At 42.3% G+C, this 15,241-nt stretch carries 12 protein-coding genes; 7 read left to right on the top strand and 5 right to left on the bottom strand.

All coding sequences use genetic code 11. From position 1 onward, the window contains the following. The first annotated feature begins 4 nt into the window (after positions 1-4). Entirely contained in the window at positions 5-388 is a 384-nt protein-coding gene (locus tag ACTUJY_RS15320; protein ID WP_463616988.1) for a hypothetical protein, read from the top strand. Here the strand turns inward: ACTUJY_RS15320 and ACTUJY_RS15325 are convergent. Further along, positions 367-786: a VOC family protein gene (locus ACTUJY_RS15325; RefSeq protein ID WP_463616989.1), complete on the bottom strand. Its 420-nt coding sequence runs from the start codon at positions 784-786 to the stop codon at positions 367-369. The genes ACTUJY_RS15320 and ACTUJY_RS15325 overlap by 22 nt on opposite strands. 225 nt (positions 787-1,011) lie before the next feature. Here ACTUJY_RS15325 and soxR point away from each other — a divergent pair, with 225 nt between their 5' ends. Then, the gene (soxR, locus tag ACTUJY_RS15330) at positions 1,012-1,452 is read left to right on the top strand and encodes a redox-sensitive transcriptional activator SoxR (RefSeq protein WP_463616990.1); all 441 of its coding nucleotides are present in this window, start codon (positions 1,012-1,014) and stop codon (positions 1,450-1,452) included. Between the two features lie 41 nt (positions 1,453-1,493). Here soxR and ACTUJY_RS15335 read toward each other — a convergent pair whose 3' ends face one another. Both ACTUJY_RS15335 and ACTUJY_RS15340 read right to left on the bottom strand, forming a co-directional pair. After that, complete coding sequence (locus tag ACTUJY_RS15335) at positions 1,494-2,795, bottom strand: ABC transporter substrate-binding protein (protein WP_463616991.1); 1,302 nt, start codon at positions 2,793-2,795, stop codon at positions 1,494-1,496. Between the two features lie 101 nt (positions 2,796-2,896). Beyond that, on the bottom strand, positions 2,897-5,866 hold the full coding sequence (locus ACTUJY_RS15340) for a DEAD/DEAH box helicase (protein WP_463616992.1): 2,970 nt from the start codon (positions 5,864-5,866) through the stop codon (positions 2,897-2,899). A 283-nt stretch (positions 5,867-6,149) separates the two neighbouring features. On the opposite strand from ACTUJY_RS15340, the gene ACTUJY_RS15345 reads away from it, so the two are divergent. The 4 genes from ACTUJY_RS15345 to ACTUJY_RS15360 all read left to right on the top strand — a co-directional run bounded on the left by ACTUJY_RS15345 (position 6,150) and on the right by ACTUJY_RS15360 (position 9,910). Next, on the top strand, positions 6,150-7,247 hold the full coding sequence (locus ACTUJY_RS15345; RefSeq protein ID WP_463616993.1) for a TRAP transporter substrate-binding protein: 1,098 nt from the start codon (positions 6,150-6,152) through the stop codon (positions 7,245-7,247). A 9-nt stretch (positions 7,248-7,256) separates the two neighbouring features. Then, complete coding sequence (locus ACTUJY_RS15350) at positions 7,257-8,198, top strand: aldo/keto reductase (protein ID WP_463616994.1); 942 nt, start codon at positions 7,257-7,259, stop codon at positions 8,196-8,198. A gap of 146 nt (positions 8,199-8,344) precedes the next feature. Beyond that, positions 8,345-8,902 carry an outer membrane beta-barrel protein gene (locus ACTUJY_RS15355; RefSeq protein WP_463616995.1) on the top strand — a complete coding sequence of 186 codons (558 nt, stop codon included), beginning with the start codon at positions 8,345-8,347 and terminating at the stop codon, positions 8,900-8,902. Between the two features lie 105 nt (positions 8,903-9,007). Next, positions 9,008-9,910 (top strand): hypothetical protein, encoded by a 903-nt coding sequence (locus ACTUJY_RS15360; protein WP_463616996.1) that lies wholly within the window; start codon positions 9,008-9,010, stop codon positions 9,908-9,910. Positions 9,911-9,960: 50 nt separating this feature from the next. On the opposite strand, the gene ACTUJY_RS15365 is transcribed toward ACTUJY_RS15360, so the two are convergent. Both ACTUJY_RS15365 and ACTUJY_RS15370 read right to left on the bottom strand, forming a co-directional pair. Further along, positions 9,961-11,310, bottom strand: coding sequence for a TRAP transporter large permease (locus ACTUJY_RS15365; protein WP_463617095.1), 1,350 nt, complete (start codon positions 11,308-11,310; stop codon positions 9,961-9,963). Then, complete coding sequence (locus tag ACTUJY_RS15370; protein WP_463616997.1) at positions 11,307-11,831, bottom strand: TRAP transporter small permease subunit; 525 nt, start codon at positions 11,829-11,831, stop codon at positions 11,307-11,309. Before ACTUJY_RS15370 ends, ACTUJY_RS15365 begins: the two co-directional genes overlap by 4 nt. A 499-nt stretch (positions 11,832-12,330) precedes the next feature. Here ACTUJY_RS15370 and polA point away from each other — a divergent pair, with 499 nt between their 5' ends. Next, positions 12,331-15,057, top strand: a complete 2,727-nt coding sequence (gene polA / locus ACTUJY_RS15375; protein ID WP_463616998.1) for a DNA polymerase I — start codon at positions 12,331-12,333, stop codon at positions 15,055-15,057. The last annotated feature ends 184 nt before the right edge of the window (positions 15,058-15,241 follow it).

Raw genomic sequence — 15,241 nt, forward strand, 5'->3', positions numbered from 1 at the left:
TAAGATGCATTCGAAATTGATGATGAAACGTCTGGTTTCTATGAATATGGTTTTAACCGTATTTTTATTATCGGGCTGTATTTCTATTGAAACACCCAAGCATTTGGTAAGAGATACGGTTGAAGTAGGTAAAGAGGCCTATCGCGGCATTCGAGATTGGATAAACGAAGAGGACGCACAAACCAGTGACCGTCAGTTCCAGCATCAGGTTGTACTGTCTGAGTCCATGACCGAAGAAGAAGGGTCGTTGCAATGTGTAAAAGAGCTGAAAGAGCAGGCACGGGAACAGCTTAATGTGTACAAGCTGGAAATCACGCACCTGGCATTACAATACCCGCACGACTCCGAATCAAAAATGATTCAATGTCAGCTATGGGCTAAATCATAGGTTTGGGTAAGACCTTTTCGTATCACATCCACATCCCAACTGGTAATTTCGTGATTGTGACCAAACGGATCGTTGAAATACAGCGAGCAAGTGACCTGGTGATCGGTGTATCGTGTCAGTAATCCTTGTTGTTCCAAATAGCTTTTCCAGTACAAGAACCCTTCACCGTCCACTTTAAACGCTAGCGCGGAGAGTTTTGGGTATTCGTCTCGTTGAAATATCGCCAGATGAATGGTTTCGGACTCATCTTCTAAAGTAAGTGGGCCTTTGGCGTCGTCCCATATTTTCAGTTTGTCCACTATATGAAACCCGAAATGACGTGTATACCAGTTTACGGCTTCGTTTTTGTCAGTGACGTATAAATGAATGTGATCAATACCCTGAAATTTCGGTCGCATACATGACTCCTTATTTATTGGCCATGAGTGAATTGAAGTATCTAAAAAAAGCTAAATCGTCAGACGGAGTCGCTGGTCGTTTCGATGGGTGTAAAAGGCCGTTAAAACGCGTTTTCAATGAGCTGGTCTCGCTTTTATCTGTGGATTGCATAAAAACCTCGGTCGGTTGAATGTTGATGAGAATCAGTGTAAAACCTCAAGTTAACTTTAGGTCAAGGGGGTTTTATGGAAAATACGAAAAAAAGCTGGAGCGTCGGTAAAGTGGCAGAGCGCTCAGGAGTTTCTGTGGCAACGCTGCACTTTTATGAAAAGGAAGGTTTGATCAGCAGTTGGCGCAATGCGGGCAATCAGCGGCGATATGATCCGGCCGTCTTAAGACGCATTGGTGTTATCAAAACCGCACAACGATTGGGTATATCGCTTAAAGAAATTGCTGAAGAGTTGGCTCGATTGCCGGACAATCGGACACCTACCACCTCCGACTGGAAGCGGTTATCAACACATTGGCGAAAAAGCCTGCAACAGCGTATTACCCAATTGGAACAATTACGTGATTTGCTCGACGGCTGTATAGGCTGCGGGTGCTTGTCTCTCAAGAAATGTAAGTTGCGCAACCCTGATGATGAAGCTTCAAAAATTGGTGATGGTGCGGTTTTTCTAAAATAAATCCAACTGTTTTAGAACACAAAGCTTTCACTATCGTTCCTTTAAGTATCACATCCTTTTCCGTAAATGTGGTGGAATGGATGAACGGTTAAGTTTACGTTTTGGTTATCACCATTTGAGTCGAAGTCATAGGTATTGTTCAAGCCGCTTAAATTGATTGGACGAGAATGTTTAATAGCGTCCATCATTTGACCCCATTGTTGATAAGAAACCACATTTTCCTTTTTATTGGTAACTGCACGTAATGCGGTTGAAAACCTCAAAGAGTCGATTTCACTCTTACCTAACGCTGCCGCAATTAAGTATACCGAGTCATACACAAAACTTGCCGTATAGGTTGTACTGGATATTTCTAATGTGTCTTCAATGCCTTGTATAAACGTTTCGTTTTTACGGTTAAAGTTAGGAACGACCGAAAAAACACAAGCTTGATATTGATCGATATTATGATCGCTTAACGGGACTTGTCTTGCGTGTTCCGCAAACAAAATAGTGGGTAGTTTTGATTGTGTATTATTTTTCCATTGTTGAAAAAACGGATTAATATGCTCAGGGGCAACAGGAAAAAATATTAAATCAATGTTTAAACGTTCCATTTTTTTTATTTCTTCACTGAGATCGTAAAGATCATAATTCACAATCTTGCTAAGCGAATGATCGAACACTACTCGACTTGGCGATTCTATGAGCTTTTGCTTAAGTTCTTTTGCGAGCTCCTCGCCAAAAACATCACGCTGATAAAGAATGGCTATATTTTTAAACTTATTAGCTTCGATAAATGATTTTGCTTGCGCGGTTATTTGTCGGTTGGTAGCCGTGACCCTAAACACTAAGTCATTATCATCTAATTCACTGATTGCATTGGCATTTGAAGCCGGAAGAATCATCGGTAAATTTTTACGTACAGTAACTTGTTTCGCTAAAGTCATTGCATTATCAGAGCTTAATGGGCCGATTAAAGCTTTAATGCTGTATTTTTCTAGCATGTGTCTTGCAACTTTAATGCTATCGTCTGCACGACGATCGTTATCCGCTTTAATGATGATCAGTTGTTTACCAAGTACGCCTCCTTGCTGGTTGATCTCATCTGCGGCTATTTCTGCCGCCGCGTAAAGTTCAACCGATGTACTCTGTTCTCTTGAAAATGGGGCCATGATGCCGATAGCGATTGTTTTTTCGTCCATTTTGAGACGATGGGCTTGCAAAATACCGAGCCCGCGTACCTGACTTACTGGTACCGCAAGTAATTCACGCAAGGACAATTGCATCAACTCGCTGTCAGACGGCTCTGAAGCTGAGCTAAGCAGTAGGCTTAAGAAAAAAATAGGTTTAATGCTAATCATAGTGAATCGTCTTTCTCACCAAATTACCAGCGAATGGTGCTTGTTAACAGTATAGTTCTTTTAACAAATTCCCGTTTAGAAGAACAATAATAAATGTATCTTTATTCGGTGATCGGTGCAAAAAGTTGTGCCCAATCAACATCACTGATTTGTTGTACGGAACTTAAACTGCTTTGATAAAGCCCTTCCGCCAGTTGTTGCTTCTGCAATTGCATTTTCAAAATGCGTTCTTCGACCGTACCTCGAGTGATCAATCGGTACACAAATACGGGTTTATCTTGTCCGATTCGGTAAGCGCGATCGCTGGCTTGATCTTCCGCTGCTGGATTCCACCAAGGATCAAAGTGAATCACCGTATCTGCGGCGGTGAGATTGAGCCCTGTACCACCGGCTTTCAGGCTAATTAAAAATACAGGGTAAGCACCCGATTGAAAGCGATCGACCAATTCACCACGTTTACGAGTTTGACCCGTTAGCATCAAAGTGTCGATGTTTAATTCGCTCAAGTGTTGGTGGATGAGATCCAGCATGCGAGTAAAGGATGAAAAGATCAGAATTTTACGTCCTTCTTCGATCATTTCTGGCAAAACCGTGAGCAACCAATTCAGTTTAGCCGATTGATGGACTTGTTCAGTCGCAGAAAACTTGACTAATTGAGGATGGCAACAAATTTGCCTGAGTCGAAGTAAAGCGTTACTGATCAAAAGTTGATTTTTATTACCCTGTTGATGCAATGCCTTTTGGATCTCTTCCGACATGGATAAACGGACCGCTTCATAAATATCGGCTTGCGTTTGTTCCATCTCAACGAATTGTTCAAATTCAGTCTTAGGAGGTAATTCGTTCGCTACTTTATCTTTGGTTCTGCGCAACATAAATGGCGCTACGCGATCGGCCAAAGCTTGTTGCACTTTATGATCCTGTTGCTTTTCAATAGGATGACGGTAAAGACGATTAAATTGTGCTTCGTTGCCTAAAAAACCGGGCATGAGAAAATGAAACAGACTCCAGAGCTCGCCGAGATGATTTTCCATGGGCGTTCCCGATAACGCGATTCTATGGTCGGCTTTTAATTGATAACAATATTTGGCTAACTGGGTTTTTGAGTTTTTTATTGCTTGAGCTTCATCGAGAACTATGGTGTGAAACACCAATTTTTTGAGTTGATGAAAATCGCGCTGTAAAACTCCGTAACTGGTAATGACAACATCATGATCCTCAATCGCTTCAACCCACGAATGTCGATCGGAGCCATAAAAAACCAGCGAAGATAAGTCCGGTGCAAAGCGTTGACATTCGTTACGCCAGTTAGCGAGTAGACTGGTGGGTGCTAGAACCAAACAGGGACGATTCAATTGCTGATTGTTTTTGGTGCGTAATAGCAGTGCTATGGTTTGCAATGTTTTACCGAGTCCCATATCGTCGGCCAAAATGCCTCCGAGTTGATGCTTTTGTAAAAACTGAAGCCATCTCAACCCGTCCAATTGATATTCACGCAATTCAGCCCGTAAGTTATGTGGTGCTAGAATATTGGAGTCGGTCGTGTGATGACTGAGTGATTGTGCTTTTTTCAATAGCCATTGATCGCCTTGCCAGAGCAGTGGTTGTTGTGACGAATCGAGCTGTGCGAGTCGATTGAGTTGGCTTTTGGGGAACTTTAAATTTTGAGTATCGGTAAGTGGCTTTCTCTCAAACAATTCGCGTAAAATGGTAAGGATTTGCAGCAGACGATCACTTTCCAGTAACACCTGCTCTCCGGTTTGTAGTTGCAAATTTATCTGGTTCACAGCGTGCAGGTTTTTCCAGTCAATTTGTTTGCTTCGAATGGCTTGTACCAAATCGGGTAAAATATTAACGGACTGACCATTAATTTTAATGCCCAGTTCTAACGCGAACCAATCTTGTTGATCGTAAAGCTCGACGTACCAGTCCTGAATTTTTTGATGATCGAGACGGAAACTGTGATCGAATTCGATACGCCAGTCATGATGAATCAGGCCCCAAAGCCATACTGCGAGTTGACCAAAATCCAAATTGAGATCGCGATCGGCTATGTCAAACTTATTTGCAATAGGGTACTCTTGAGTTGCCGGAATACTGGCAACCGACTGCAGTTGTCGCCAGGCCGTAGCAACTTGTTGTTTTTGCGAGTCATCAAGAAGTTGATGGTGAGTAATAAGCTCCTGACTGGAAAACGACTGATTATTTTCATCGACAAAGTAAAGTTTTCCAGTATCCATAAATAGCGGTTTTTCACTGCGCCAGGGAAAAATAAACTGATGCGATTCCAATTTTAGCCATGGGATTAATTTTCCTTGTACCGAGTGAATAGGTTGCGCCTCGAGATGTTCGATGGCTCGATTATTTGAAACATCAAAATAAAAATCATTCACAATTTTATTTGAATTTGTGGTAGGCGCCGATTGCTGCTGGCGTTTTATCGGCGGTCGTGAACTGGCTTTCCAAAAACACCGGCGACTGGCGAGAATTTGACGAACCAGTTCTTTGCAATGAGCATCGCTTTCCGATTTTATTCGTATCAAGTGATCTTGTTGATGCACAGAACCTACGGCTGTCGCTTTTTGTATTAAGTGCAATATGGATTGATCGAGCAAAGAGATAAATTTAGGGAGCTTTAAAAAGTTTAATTCATCGACTTTTAACTTATCTTTCATCAGGTATTTTTTATCCTGAGTTAGATACCCTTTATAAAGTGAGAAATAAAATCCCTCATCATCGAGTTTTAACAGGTAAAGTAATCGATGTCTTGCCATATTGGGGTAAGGGTCGACGCTTTGTTGTTGCAGCCACTGCAGTCCGTTTTGCCACAATGAAGCGTTATCGCTAAAGTCTTTTACGCCATAGATGATTTGATGCAGTCGATGTTTCGACTCTATCGCCAGTGCCGCCATGTGAATACAAGGGCTCGCTTTCATGCACTGGCAATGATTGCCATCTTCGGTAAGTGGCCAGCTGATTTCGGTCTTAATTTTTTTATCGCCGATTAAAAATTCCGCTTCGATCCAGTGTGTTGAACTTTCATGGTGCCAATACAAGATCTGGCTTTGCATTAATATTCGCAAAGCGTCAAATAACCGCTTTTCGCCAAAGAGATTTGAGAGTTGATCTGTTGGACCTTTATATGCCAGTGGCCGGATCAGCATGAAAGAACGTATTCTCTGATAAAAAATTAAGTTAAGCTGACCATGCTATCAAATTTGAAGATAAAGTATTAAGGAAAAATTGTGATAGCCTTGGAGCTTTTCCATACCGGCTTTATCGGTGTGTCTTGCATCTCCGTGCACGAACGGGAATAATCCCTACCCAATAAAATTAAGATTAAGGGGAAAAGGTATGAAACGTCGTGCTTTTGTTGGGGCCATGGGAGTTGGCGCAGCCGCAACCTTGGCTGGATGCCAGTCTCAAACGCAAGAGTGCTCTGAAAGTACTCAATCAAAATCCGGCAAAGCCATCGAGTGGACCATGATCACGACCTGGCCGAAAAACTTTCAAGGGTTGGGTGAAGGGGCTGAATATCTTGCGCATAAAATAAATGAACTCAGTGGTGGCCGATTAAATGTGACTGTGATGGGTGCCAATGACCTGGTGCCGGCCATGCAGGTGTTTGATACGGTCGCATCGGGTACTGTTCAAATGGGCCATGGTGCGTCTTATTATTGGAAAGGTAAATTACCGGCTTCTCCCATTTTTTCCGCGGTTCCTTTTGGGTTAAATGCGCAAGAAATGAACGGTTGGTTATTTAAAGGCGGTGGTCTTGAACTCTGGCAGGAACTTTATCAACCGCTGGGATTATTGCCAATGCCTGCGGGTAATACTGGCGTACAAATGGCGGGTTGGTTTAATAAAGAAATCCACTCACTCAAAGATATTCAAGGATTGAAAATGCGCATTCCTGGTCTTGGGGGGGAGGTTTTTAAACGTGCGGGTGGTACACCAGAGTTAATTCCTGGTGCTGAACTGTTTTCTGCGTTAGAACGTGGTCGTATCGATGCAACGGAGTGGGTTGGACCCTATAATGATTTGGCTTTTGGATTACATAAAGCGGCAAAATTTTATTATTACCCAGGTTGGCATGAGCCCGGCACGACGTTAGAAGCCATTATTAATTTGGATGCCTATAATGCCTTACCATCCGATTTACAAGCCATTGTAAAGTCGGCTTGCATTATGGCTAACTCCGATATGCTAGCCGACTTTACTGAAAAAAATAATGCTGCTCTAAAAACACTGATCAATGATCACAATGTCGTAATGAAACGACTTCCCGATGATGTATTAAAGCGCTTTGAAGAAATTTCACAACAAGTCGTTGAAGAGCTTGCTGAAAGTGATGCGTTTGCCCGTAAAGTATACGAGTCTTACAAGCAATATAAATCGCAGGTTTATAATTGGCATAAAGTATCCGAACAAGCGTTTTACGCGTTACGTTAAAAAATCGCTATGCAATACAGAACATTTGGAAACACAGACCTCACTTTATCTCAGATTGGATTTGGCGGCTGGGCGATAGGCGGACAAAGTTTTGGTAAAGTTTCGCGTCACGATGCTTTGGCAGCCTTAACGCAAGCAGAAGATCTGGGCTGCAACTTTATCGATACCGCTCCTGTGTATGGTGAATCGGAATCGATCATCGGTGAGTTTTTACGAGGTCGCCGCGATAAGTGGGTGTTGGCCAGCAAATACTCCAGCGTTAAGCACTCTCTTGAAGATACATTGAACTTGCAACTGCAACGGCTCAATACGGATTATATCGATTTTTACCAAATTCACTGGGCTTCCAATGATATCGCACTTTACGAAAAACTGTATCGATTAAAAGAGCAAGGTAAAGTGCGCTATATAGGTGTTTCGTTGGCCAATATTACCGATATTGACTATGTCATCGATAAAACAGCAATTGATGGTTTTCAAGTTCCTTTCAGTTTGCTCGATCCTTTTCCTTTATTACAAAAGCTCGATAAAATTCAAAAACATAATATCGGCGTGATTGTGCGATCTTGCTTACATTTTGGCTTTTTAACGGGTAAGTATTCTGCGGATGCAAAGTTTTCGGACCCGAATGATCAGCGAAGTCGTTGGACTCAATTACAGATCGAAAACGCGGCCAAAAAAGCGCAAACTTTTTCTTTTTTGGAAAATGCAGAAAGAACTTTACTAGACGCGGCTATAGCCTACCCACTCGCATTTGAACAAGTTTCTAGCGTTATCTTGAGTCACAAAAATCAGCGACAAGCCAATCAAAACTTTAGTATTCAACCGGTTTTGAGTGAGGTTGATTTAAAGCAAATTGAGCAAGTTCAGAAACAAATGGGGTTGCGACGCTTTCCTATGCGAGAGCAAATGAAATACTGGTTGTCTCGAATTAAGCAAAAATTAAGGTAGTGTGAAAGGAAATAATCCATTTTTACTGGAATGGCATTTTTACCACTTATTTTGTTAATTATTACCTTACTTTTCAGTCAATGCACACGTACTTGACACTTTATAATTTAAAATAACTGATTATTACTTTTTAAGGAGTAAATCGAATGAAAGGTTTAAAATGGCTTGTAAGTGGACTCGTTTTAATTTCATCTGTATTAGAAGCTAAACAAGGTGAAATGTATATTGGACCGGAAGTCGGTCGTGAAAATTTTTATATCAAAGAAAGTTACTCGATTGCTGAAGGTAAAGACCAGGCGGATAATGTGAGCTTGGGCGTAAAGGTTGGTTTTCGTTGGTACGAAAACTTTCTAGTCGAAGCGGTGTACAGTTCCTCGACTAATGAAGGCATATTTAACTTCGATGGCGATTATGACCTTGATCAGCTAAAAGTATCTGCAGGTTATTCTTTTAGTATTTCAGACACGGTTCGTTTTACCCCCGTTGTTGGTTATAGTGATTGGGCTTTCGAAGCGCATGAAGGTCAGCTATTAAATCCAGGTGATGAGGAAATAAAGCGTCGAGAAGGCGGCGATTGGCTTTATCAGTTGAATCTGGAATTCGAGTTGAGTCAACTGGTGCTCCTTAACTTTTCTTACTCCGATAACGATTACGACTTTGGAAATGTTGAGTCTTTAATGGTAGGCGTTAAATTTGAATTTTAATATAAAGCTCAGTGAATGGAGTGAAAAGTATAAACACGCTCTATTCACCGTAAATGTGTTAAAGATATTATGTTGCACCAGAGTAAATATACTTGGAGATTGTACATGAAGCTAATAAAAAGCCTACTAGCAGTATCACTCATTACTTATCTGAGTGGTTGTAAGCTTTATACGCCACATAAAGTCATCCCAGTGAGTAAACGTTTTGAACAACAATCCAACGTCTATTTACTCGAAAAACCTACGTTTACCGTGACCGGCTCTGAGTACGAAAGAAACATAGGAAAATATCGAATTGAAAATGTGAATACTTCTTTTCAAACCAATACCGATGAGTTTCAGGTGACCTTAGACGACCTGCTGAATAATGGCACTTTTACGGAACATCAGTTTCATGAAATTCATTTAGGTATATGGAATAACTTTGAATTAGCGCAATCGATGTCGTTTGATTTTTCATTGAGTGATAAGACTTTATGGCAAGCTCAGTGCAGCTATTTTATTATGGCGCAAAAAAGAGAAAGTATGTCTTCATTAGATAGAGAGTCACGCTTCATCTATGGAAAGTATGAGTGCTTGTATGACAATGACAATGAAAAATTATTTCTCACCTCAGAAGGTAATCGTTTTAACCAGTGGCGTGTTGATTTTACAGGCGACACTCACCATATCTCTATTATTCCGACCACTCGAATGGGATCAGAACTTATTACCGATTCAGGCGAGCGTTACTTGAAGAAAGAGAAATCACACCCTGACAATAAAGCAACCGGATATTATTTTAAATTGAACGATAAAATTGTAGCGGCTGTTGCAACTCATGGGTACAAGTCTAACTTATGGATTCATAGAGAAGTGCCTGAAAAAGAGAGCCAATTAATTACCACCATCGCTTACAGTTTATTGCTTATGGAATGGGAAGCGAATTACGATGAAGGTGAATCGAATTATGCCGTCCTTGAGTCGTTAATTGAAAAACAGGGATTCAGGAAAGTTAACCAAGAATAACGCAGATCGTGAGCCAATAGGGATTTCTATAGGCTCACTGCGGCGCTGAGCTACTCTTTCAATTGCTGTGGTAGCCAAGTTGCCAGTTCTGGAAACACGCCTAACAAAATTAAAATGCCAATTTGAATAGCGATATAGGGTAATATTCCTCGATAAATTTGACTGGTGGCCACGCTTTGTGGCGCTACACCACGCAAATAAAACAAAGCAAAACCAAAAGGTGGTGTTAAAAAGGAGGTTTGCAAGTTAATAGCGATCAATATGCCCAGCCAAATCGGATCGACGCCCATTTGCAGCAGTATAGGTGCGACAATGGGCACCACAACATAGATGATTTCAATAAAGTCGAGAATAAATCCAAGTAAGAACATGATTAACATCACGACGATCAATGCACCAACCACACCGCCAGGCATTTGGCTCAGGAAATTTTGGACTTGGTGATCGCCTCCCAATGTCCGAAACACCAACGAAAAAATAGAAGCACCGACCAGAATCATAAAGACCATCGATGCTGTTCGGGTGGTGGAGAGCATGACTTCTTTAAGCTTTTCCCAATTGAACTGACGCTGAATAATCGCGAGCAGCATGGCTCCCGCAGCGCCAATACCTGCCGCTTCTGTTGGTGTTGCTTTACCCGTAAGGATTGAACCTAATACCAAAAAGATTAAAATCAGTGGAAGAAATAAACTGACGACCAGTTCATCGAAAGAAATGCTTTCTTTATGTTGCACCTTGGGTGCTATGGAAGGATTGATCCAAGCTCGTATTAACACGTAGATCATATAGGACATAACCAACAATAAGCCGGGAATTAAGGCGCCAATGAAAAGGTCTCCTACGTTTACCGGTTCACCACCATAAGAGCTCCGATAGGCCGATGAGATCGCTTCGCCGAGCAAAATCAGAACGATGGACGGTGGTATGATTTGGCCTAAAGTACCAGAAGCACAAATGGTTCCCGTTGCTAATGCTGGGTTGTATCCTCGTTTAAGCATTACTGGCAAGGATAACATCCCCATGGTGACCACTGTTGCTCCTACAATGCCGGTACTGGCAGCGAGCAGCATGCCTACAAGGATCACCGAAAGCGCGAGACCTCCGCGAATGCCACCAAACATCCGTGACATTGAATCGAGTAAATTTTCGGCTATTTTTGCGCGCTCTAGCATAACGCCCATAAATACAAACAGTGGTACGGCGACCAATACCTGGTTGTTCATAATGCCGAAAGTGCGATCAAAGGTCGCATTGAGTAGCAGTGGGTTAATCCAGTCGAATGCGACACCAAGCCCAGCAAACAGTAAGGCACAGCCCGCAAGAGAAAAGGCTACCGGGTATCCTGCCATCAACGACAAGCACACCAAGGCAAACATAATAAAGGGTAACCATTCCATCAGGCTTGCACCTCCGTTTTATTGCTACGCCATTTTTCGGCGTTTAACATCAGTTGATGCAGGCCTTCGATAATCAAAAGAGCTGGCATGATAATCACCAACGACTTCAGCAGAAAAACACCAGGCAACCCCCCGGCTTCTGGAGACGCTTCCTGCAGTTTCCAACTGAGCGACACGTACCGCCAGCTGCTGATCAAAATAAACACAGAGACCGGAATTAAAAATAACAGTGTGCCGGTTATATCGATCAACGCTTGCGTGCGCTTGGAAAAACGATGATAAAAAATATCAACTCGAACGTGCTCGTTCGATTGCAACGTGTAAGCTGCGCCTAGCATAAACACGGCGGCATGCATCCAAGTGACGGATTCTTGAAGCGCAATAAAGTTAATATTAAACAAGTTGAAGTTGCTCATTATGGAACTGGCGAACATGCCCAGTACCATCAGTAAGGTCAAAAAAGAGACGCCGCGGCCGCTGTAAGAGCCAACGGCCGACAGAAAGCATTTTGTACGGTTCCACATGGTGGTTGGATCCCTGAAATTCGTTTATAAACAAAGTTATCCACAAGGCTGTATTTGGCCCGAGTTTTTGCGAAATTGTGAATGTATATGTGGATAAGTTTATATCTTTTTGTTTTTTAAGTACTTTTTTTATTTTGCGAGGTCGCTTACTTTACCGGATTTTTACGAATTTGTGAATTGTCATATTGTCAGAGCATTTACGATTAAAGTTATTCACAAATGATAAAATTATTTAAATCTTTTAAAAATAACAAGTTATGACACTTTGTTTACAGTTTACATGAATATATAAAGCTAACTTACTATATCTCGTAATTATATATTTACCAGTCATTGTTCATTATGAACGATCTTTCCTTTTTTCGTAAAACAGAATGTCAGATGGTCCTAATACTCGCAACCTGAAAAAGAATCGGTAAAATGTGCCCTCAAACTACAATTGCACTCTCTCCGCCAACGCCTTAGCCGTTTGACGGTTCGATAGAACAGGAATTATTTGATGCCTTCTGATAACCCAGTGATCCTCGTGGATGGCTCCTCTTATTTGTTCCGGGCTTACCATGTCCCTCAATTGCAGCGCATGTCCAATTCTGAGGGCATGATGACCGGCGCTATTTTTGGCGTGATCAATATGATCAAGAGCTTGATGAAAAGCTACCCGAACTCGAAAGTCATTGTGGTATTTGATGCTAAAGGCAAAACGTTTCGTAATGATCTTTATCCTGAATATAAAGCCAATCGCCCGCCTATGCCCGATGAATTGCGACTGCAAATTGAGCCGATCCATAACATCATTCGTGCGATGGGGTTACCGCTTTTATGTATAGAAGGGGTTGAGGCGGACGATGTCATTGGCACACTCGCGCATCAGGCTACAACTCAAAAACAGGAAGTGGTCATTTCGACTGGCGATAAAGACATGGCGCAGTTGGTGAATGAGCACGTTACGTTAATCAATACCATGGACAAAAATAATCCGATTACTGATGTGGAACGCGTCGTTGAAAAGTTTGGCGTCAGGCCCGAACAAGTGATTGATTACTTGGCGCTGATGGGTGACAAGGTAGACAACATTCCTGGTGTTGAAAAATGTGGCCCGAAAACCGCTGCAAAATGGTTAAACGAATACAATACGTTGGAAGGTGTGATCGCCAATGCCGACAATGTGAAAGGTAAAGTCGGTGAGAATTTGCGTAATGCCTTAACTCAACTGCCACTTTCCAAAGATTTGGCTACCATCCGACTGGATATCCGTCTGGATCAGGATCTCGACAACATTACGATGCAGGCAGAAGATCACGACGGTTTAGTTGAGCTCTATAAAACTTATGAGTTTAAAACTTGGCTTCGAGACGCTATGGCCCATTCAGCGAATGAAACGCCAATAAGTGAAAGCGAATCGAACACCCAAAATGCAGAGCGACAGTACCATACTCTTTTGACTAAAGCCGATTTTGCCAAGTGGAAAGAAAAGCTAGAACAAGCCACGTTATTGGCTTTTGATACCGAAACCACCAGTCTCGATTATATGACTGCAGAACTGGTAGGCATGTCTTTCGCTGTAAAGTCAGGAGAGGCCGCTTACCTTCCTTTGACCCACGATTATTTAGATGCGCCAGAACAGCTGGAGTTGCAATGGGTGTTGGCGGAACTTAAGCCGATTTTAGAATCGAGCACCATTAAAAAAGTCGGGCAAAATTTGAAATACGATGCCAGTGTACTCGCGCGATATGGGATTGAAATGAAAGGCATTGCCTTTGACACCATGCTGGAATCTTACATCTACAACAGTGTGGCAACGCGCCATGATATGGATTCATTAGCATTAAAATACTTGGGTGTTGATACCATTCATTTTGAAGACATTGCCGGTAAGGGAGCTAAACAAATCACCTTTAATAAAGTCGAGATTGAAAAAGCGACTGAATACGCTGCAGAAGATGCCGATATTACGCTGCAATTGCATGAAAAACTATGGCCTTTATTAGCAAAAGAGGAAGGACCCAAAGGAGTGTTCGAACATATTGAAATACCGTTATTAAGCGTGTTATCAAAAATTGAGCGTACCGGAGTATTGATTGATGCACAGCTGTTACGAGAGAAAAGTCAACAGTTTGCTGCGCGCATGTTAGAGCTTGAAAAAAAAGCTTATGACATTGCGGGCGAAGAATTTAATTTGGGTTCGCCTAAACAGTTACAGCGCATTTTATTTGAAAAACTGGAGCTGCCAGTGATTAAGCGCACACCCAAAAAACAACCGTCTACGGCCGAAGAAGTGTTGCAGGAATTAGCACTCGACTATCCGTTACCGAAAGTGATCATGGAATATCGCGGACTCTCAAAACTAAAGTCGACTTATACCGATAAGTTGCCAGAAATGATCAACCAACAAACAAAACGCGTGCATACTTCTTATCATCAGGCGGTTGCCGCAACCGGACGTCTGTCGTCGACCGATCCAAATTTGCAGAATATTCCGATTAAAAGCGAAGAGGGGCGCAGTATTCGCCAGGCGTTTATTGCGCCAAAAGGCTATAAAATTATTGCGGCGGACTATTCGCAAATTGAATTGCGTATCATGGCGCACTTGTCACAGGATGACGGTTTGCTCGACGCGTTTGCACACAACAAGGACGTCCATCGTGCGACTGCGGCTGAAGTGTTTGGTGTGTCTCTTGAAGCTGTGAATAGTGAACAAAGGCGTCGTGCAAAAGCGATCAATTTTGGGCTTATTTATGGAATGTCAGCATTTGGCTTGGCAAAGCAAATAGGCGTTGGGCGTGAAGAGGCTCAGCATTATATCGATACTTATTTTGCTCGCTATCCAGGTGTCGAAGCCTACATGAATGACACTCGTTTGTTAGCGGCGGAAAAAGGTTACGTAGAAACGCTTTACGGCCGCAGGCTTTACTTACCAGAAATCAACTCCAGTAACGGTATGCGTCGCAAAGCGGCAGAGCGAACCGCTATCAATGCACCGATGCAGGGGAGTGCTGCCGATATCATTAAACTGGCCATGTTATCCATTGATAATTGGATTAATGAAGCAAAGCCCGATTGCAGAATGATCATGCAGGTACATGATGAGCTGGTATTTGAAGTGTCAGAAAGTGCGGTGGATACCGTTTCAAACACCATTATTGAGTTGATGCAAAATGCCACTGAACTCAGTGTTCCTCTGTTGGTAGAGGCCGGCATTGGGGAGAACTGGGACGAGGCGCATTAGTTGATATCTCATTGGAGAATAAATAAATGACTGGTCATACTGCAATTGACTAAGACACATTTTTTTACATCTGTGCATACCAAATTTTTGAAACCTTTTTGCCCGTTGTTCGTCTTAATACACAGATGCCAATGACGGCGTCTTCCCGCGACACCCTCCTTCTTGCGGGATATTGGATTCGGTT

The organism is Pleionea sp. WD8-19, assembly GCF_055326765.1.

Excerpts from the sequence above, each read along its gene's own strand:
- ACTUJY_RS15320 (WP_463616988.1), top strand. The coding sequence starts at position 5 with ATGCATTCGAAATTGATGATGAAACGTCTGGTTTCTATGAATATGGTT.
- ACTUJY_RS15340 (WP_463616992.1), bottom strand. The coding sequence starts at position 5,866 with ATGCAAAGCCAGATCTTGTATTGGCACCATGAAAGTTCAACACACTGG.
- ACTUJY_RS15360 (WP_463616996.1), top strand. The coding sequence starts at position 9,008 with ATGAAGCTAATAAAAAGCCTACTAGCAGTATCACTCATTACTTATCTG.
- ACTUJY_RS15335 (WP_463616991.1), bottom strand. The coding sequence starts at position 2,795 with ATGATTAGCATTAAACCTATTTTTTTCTTAAGCCTACTGCTTAGCTCA.
- ACTUJY_RS15355 (WP_463616995.1), top strand. The coding sequence starts at position 8,345 with ATGAAAGGTTTAAAATGGCTTGTAAGTGGACTCGTTTTAATTTCATCT.
- ACTUJY_RS15370 (WP_463616997.1), bottom strand. The coding sequence starts at position 11,831 with ATGTGGAACCGTACAAAATGCTTTCTGTCGGCCGTTGGCTCTTACAGC.
- ACTUJY_RS15325 (WP_463616989.1), bottom strand. The coding sequence starts at position 786 with ATGCGACCGAAATTTCAGGGTATTGATCACATTCATTTATACGTCACT.
- ACTUJY_RS15345 (WP_463616993.1), top strand. The coding sequence starts at position 6,150 with ATGAAACGTCGTGCTTTTGTTGGGGCCATGGGAGTTGGCGCAGCCGCA.
- ACTUJY_RS15350 (WP_463616994.1), top strand. The coding sequence starts at position 7,257 with ATGCAATACAGAACATTTGGAAACACAGACCTCACTTTATCTCAGATT.
- soxR (WP_463616990.1), top strand. The coding sequence starts at position 1,012 with ATGGAAAATACGAAAAAAAGCTGGAGCGTCGGTAAAGTGGCAGAGCGC.
- polA (WP_463616998.1), top strand. The coding sequence starts at position 12,331 with ATGCCTTCTGATAACCCAGTGATCCTCGTGGATGGCTCCTCTTATTTG.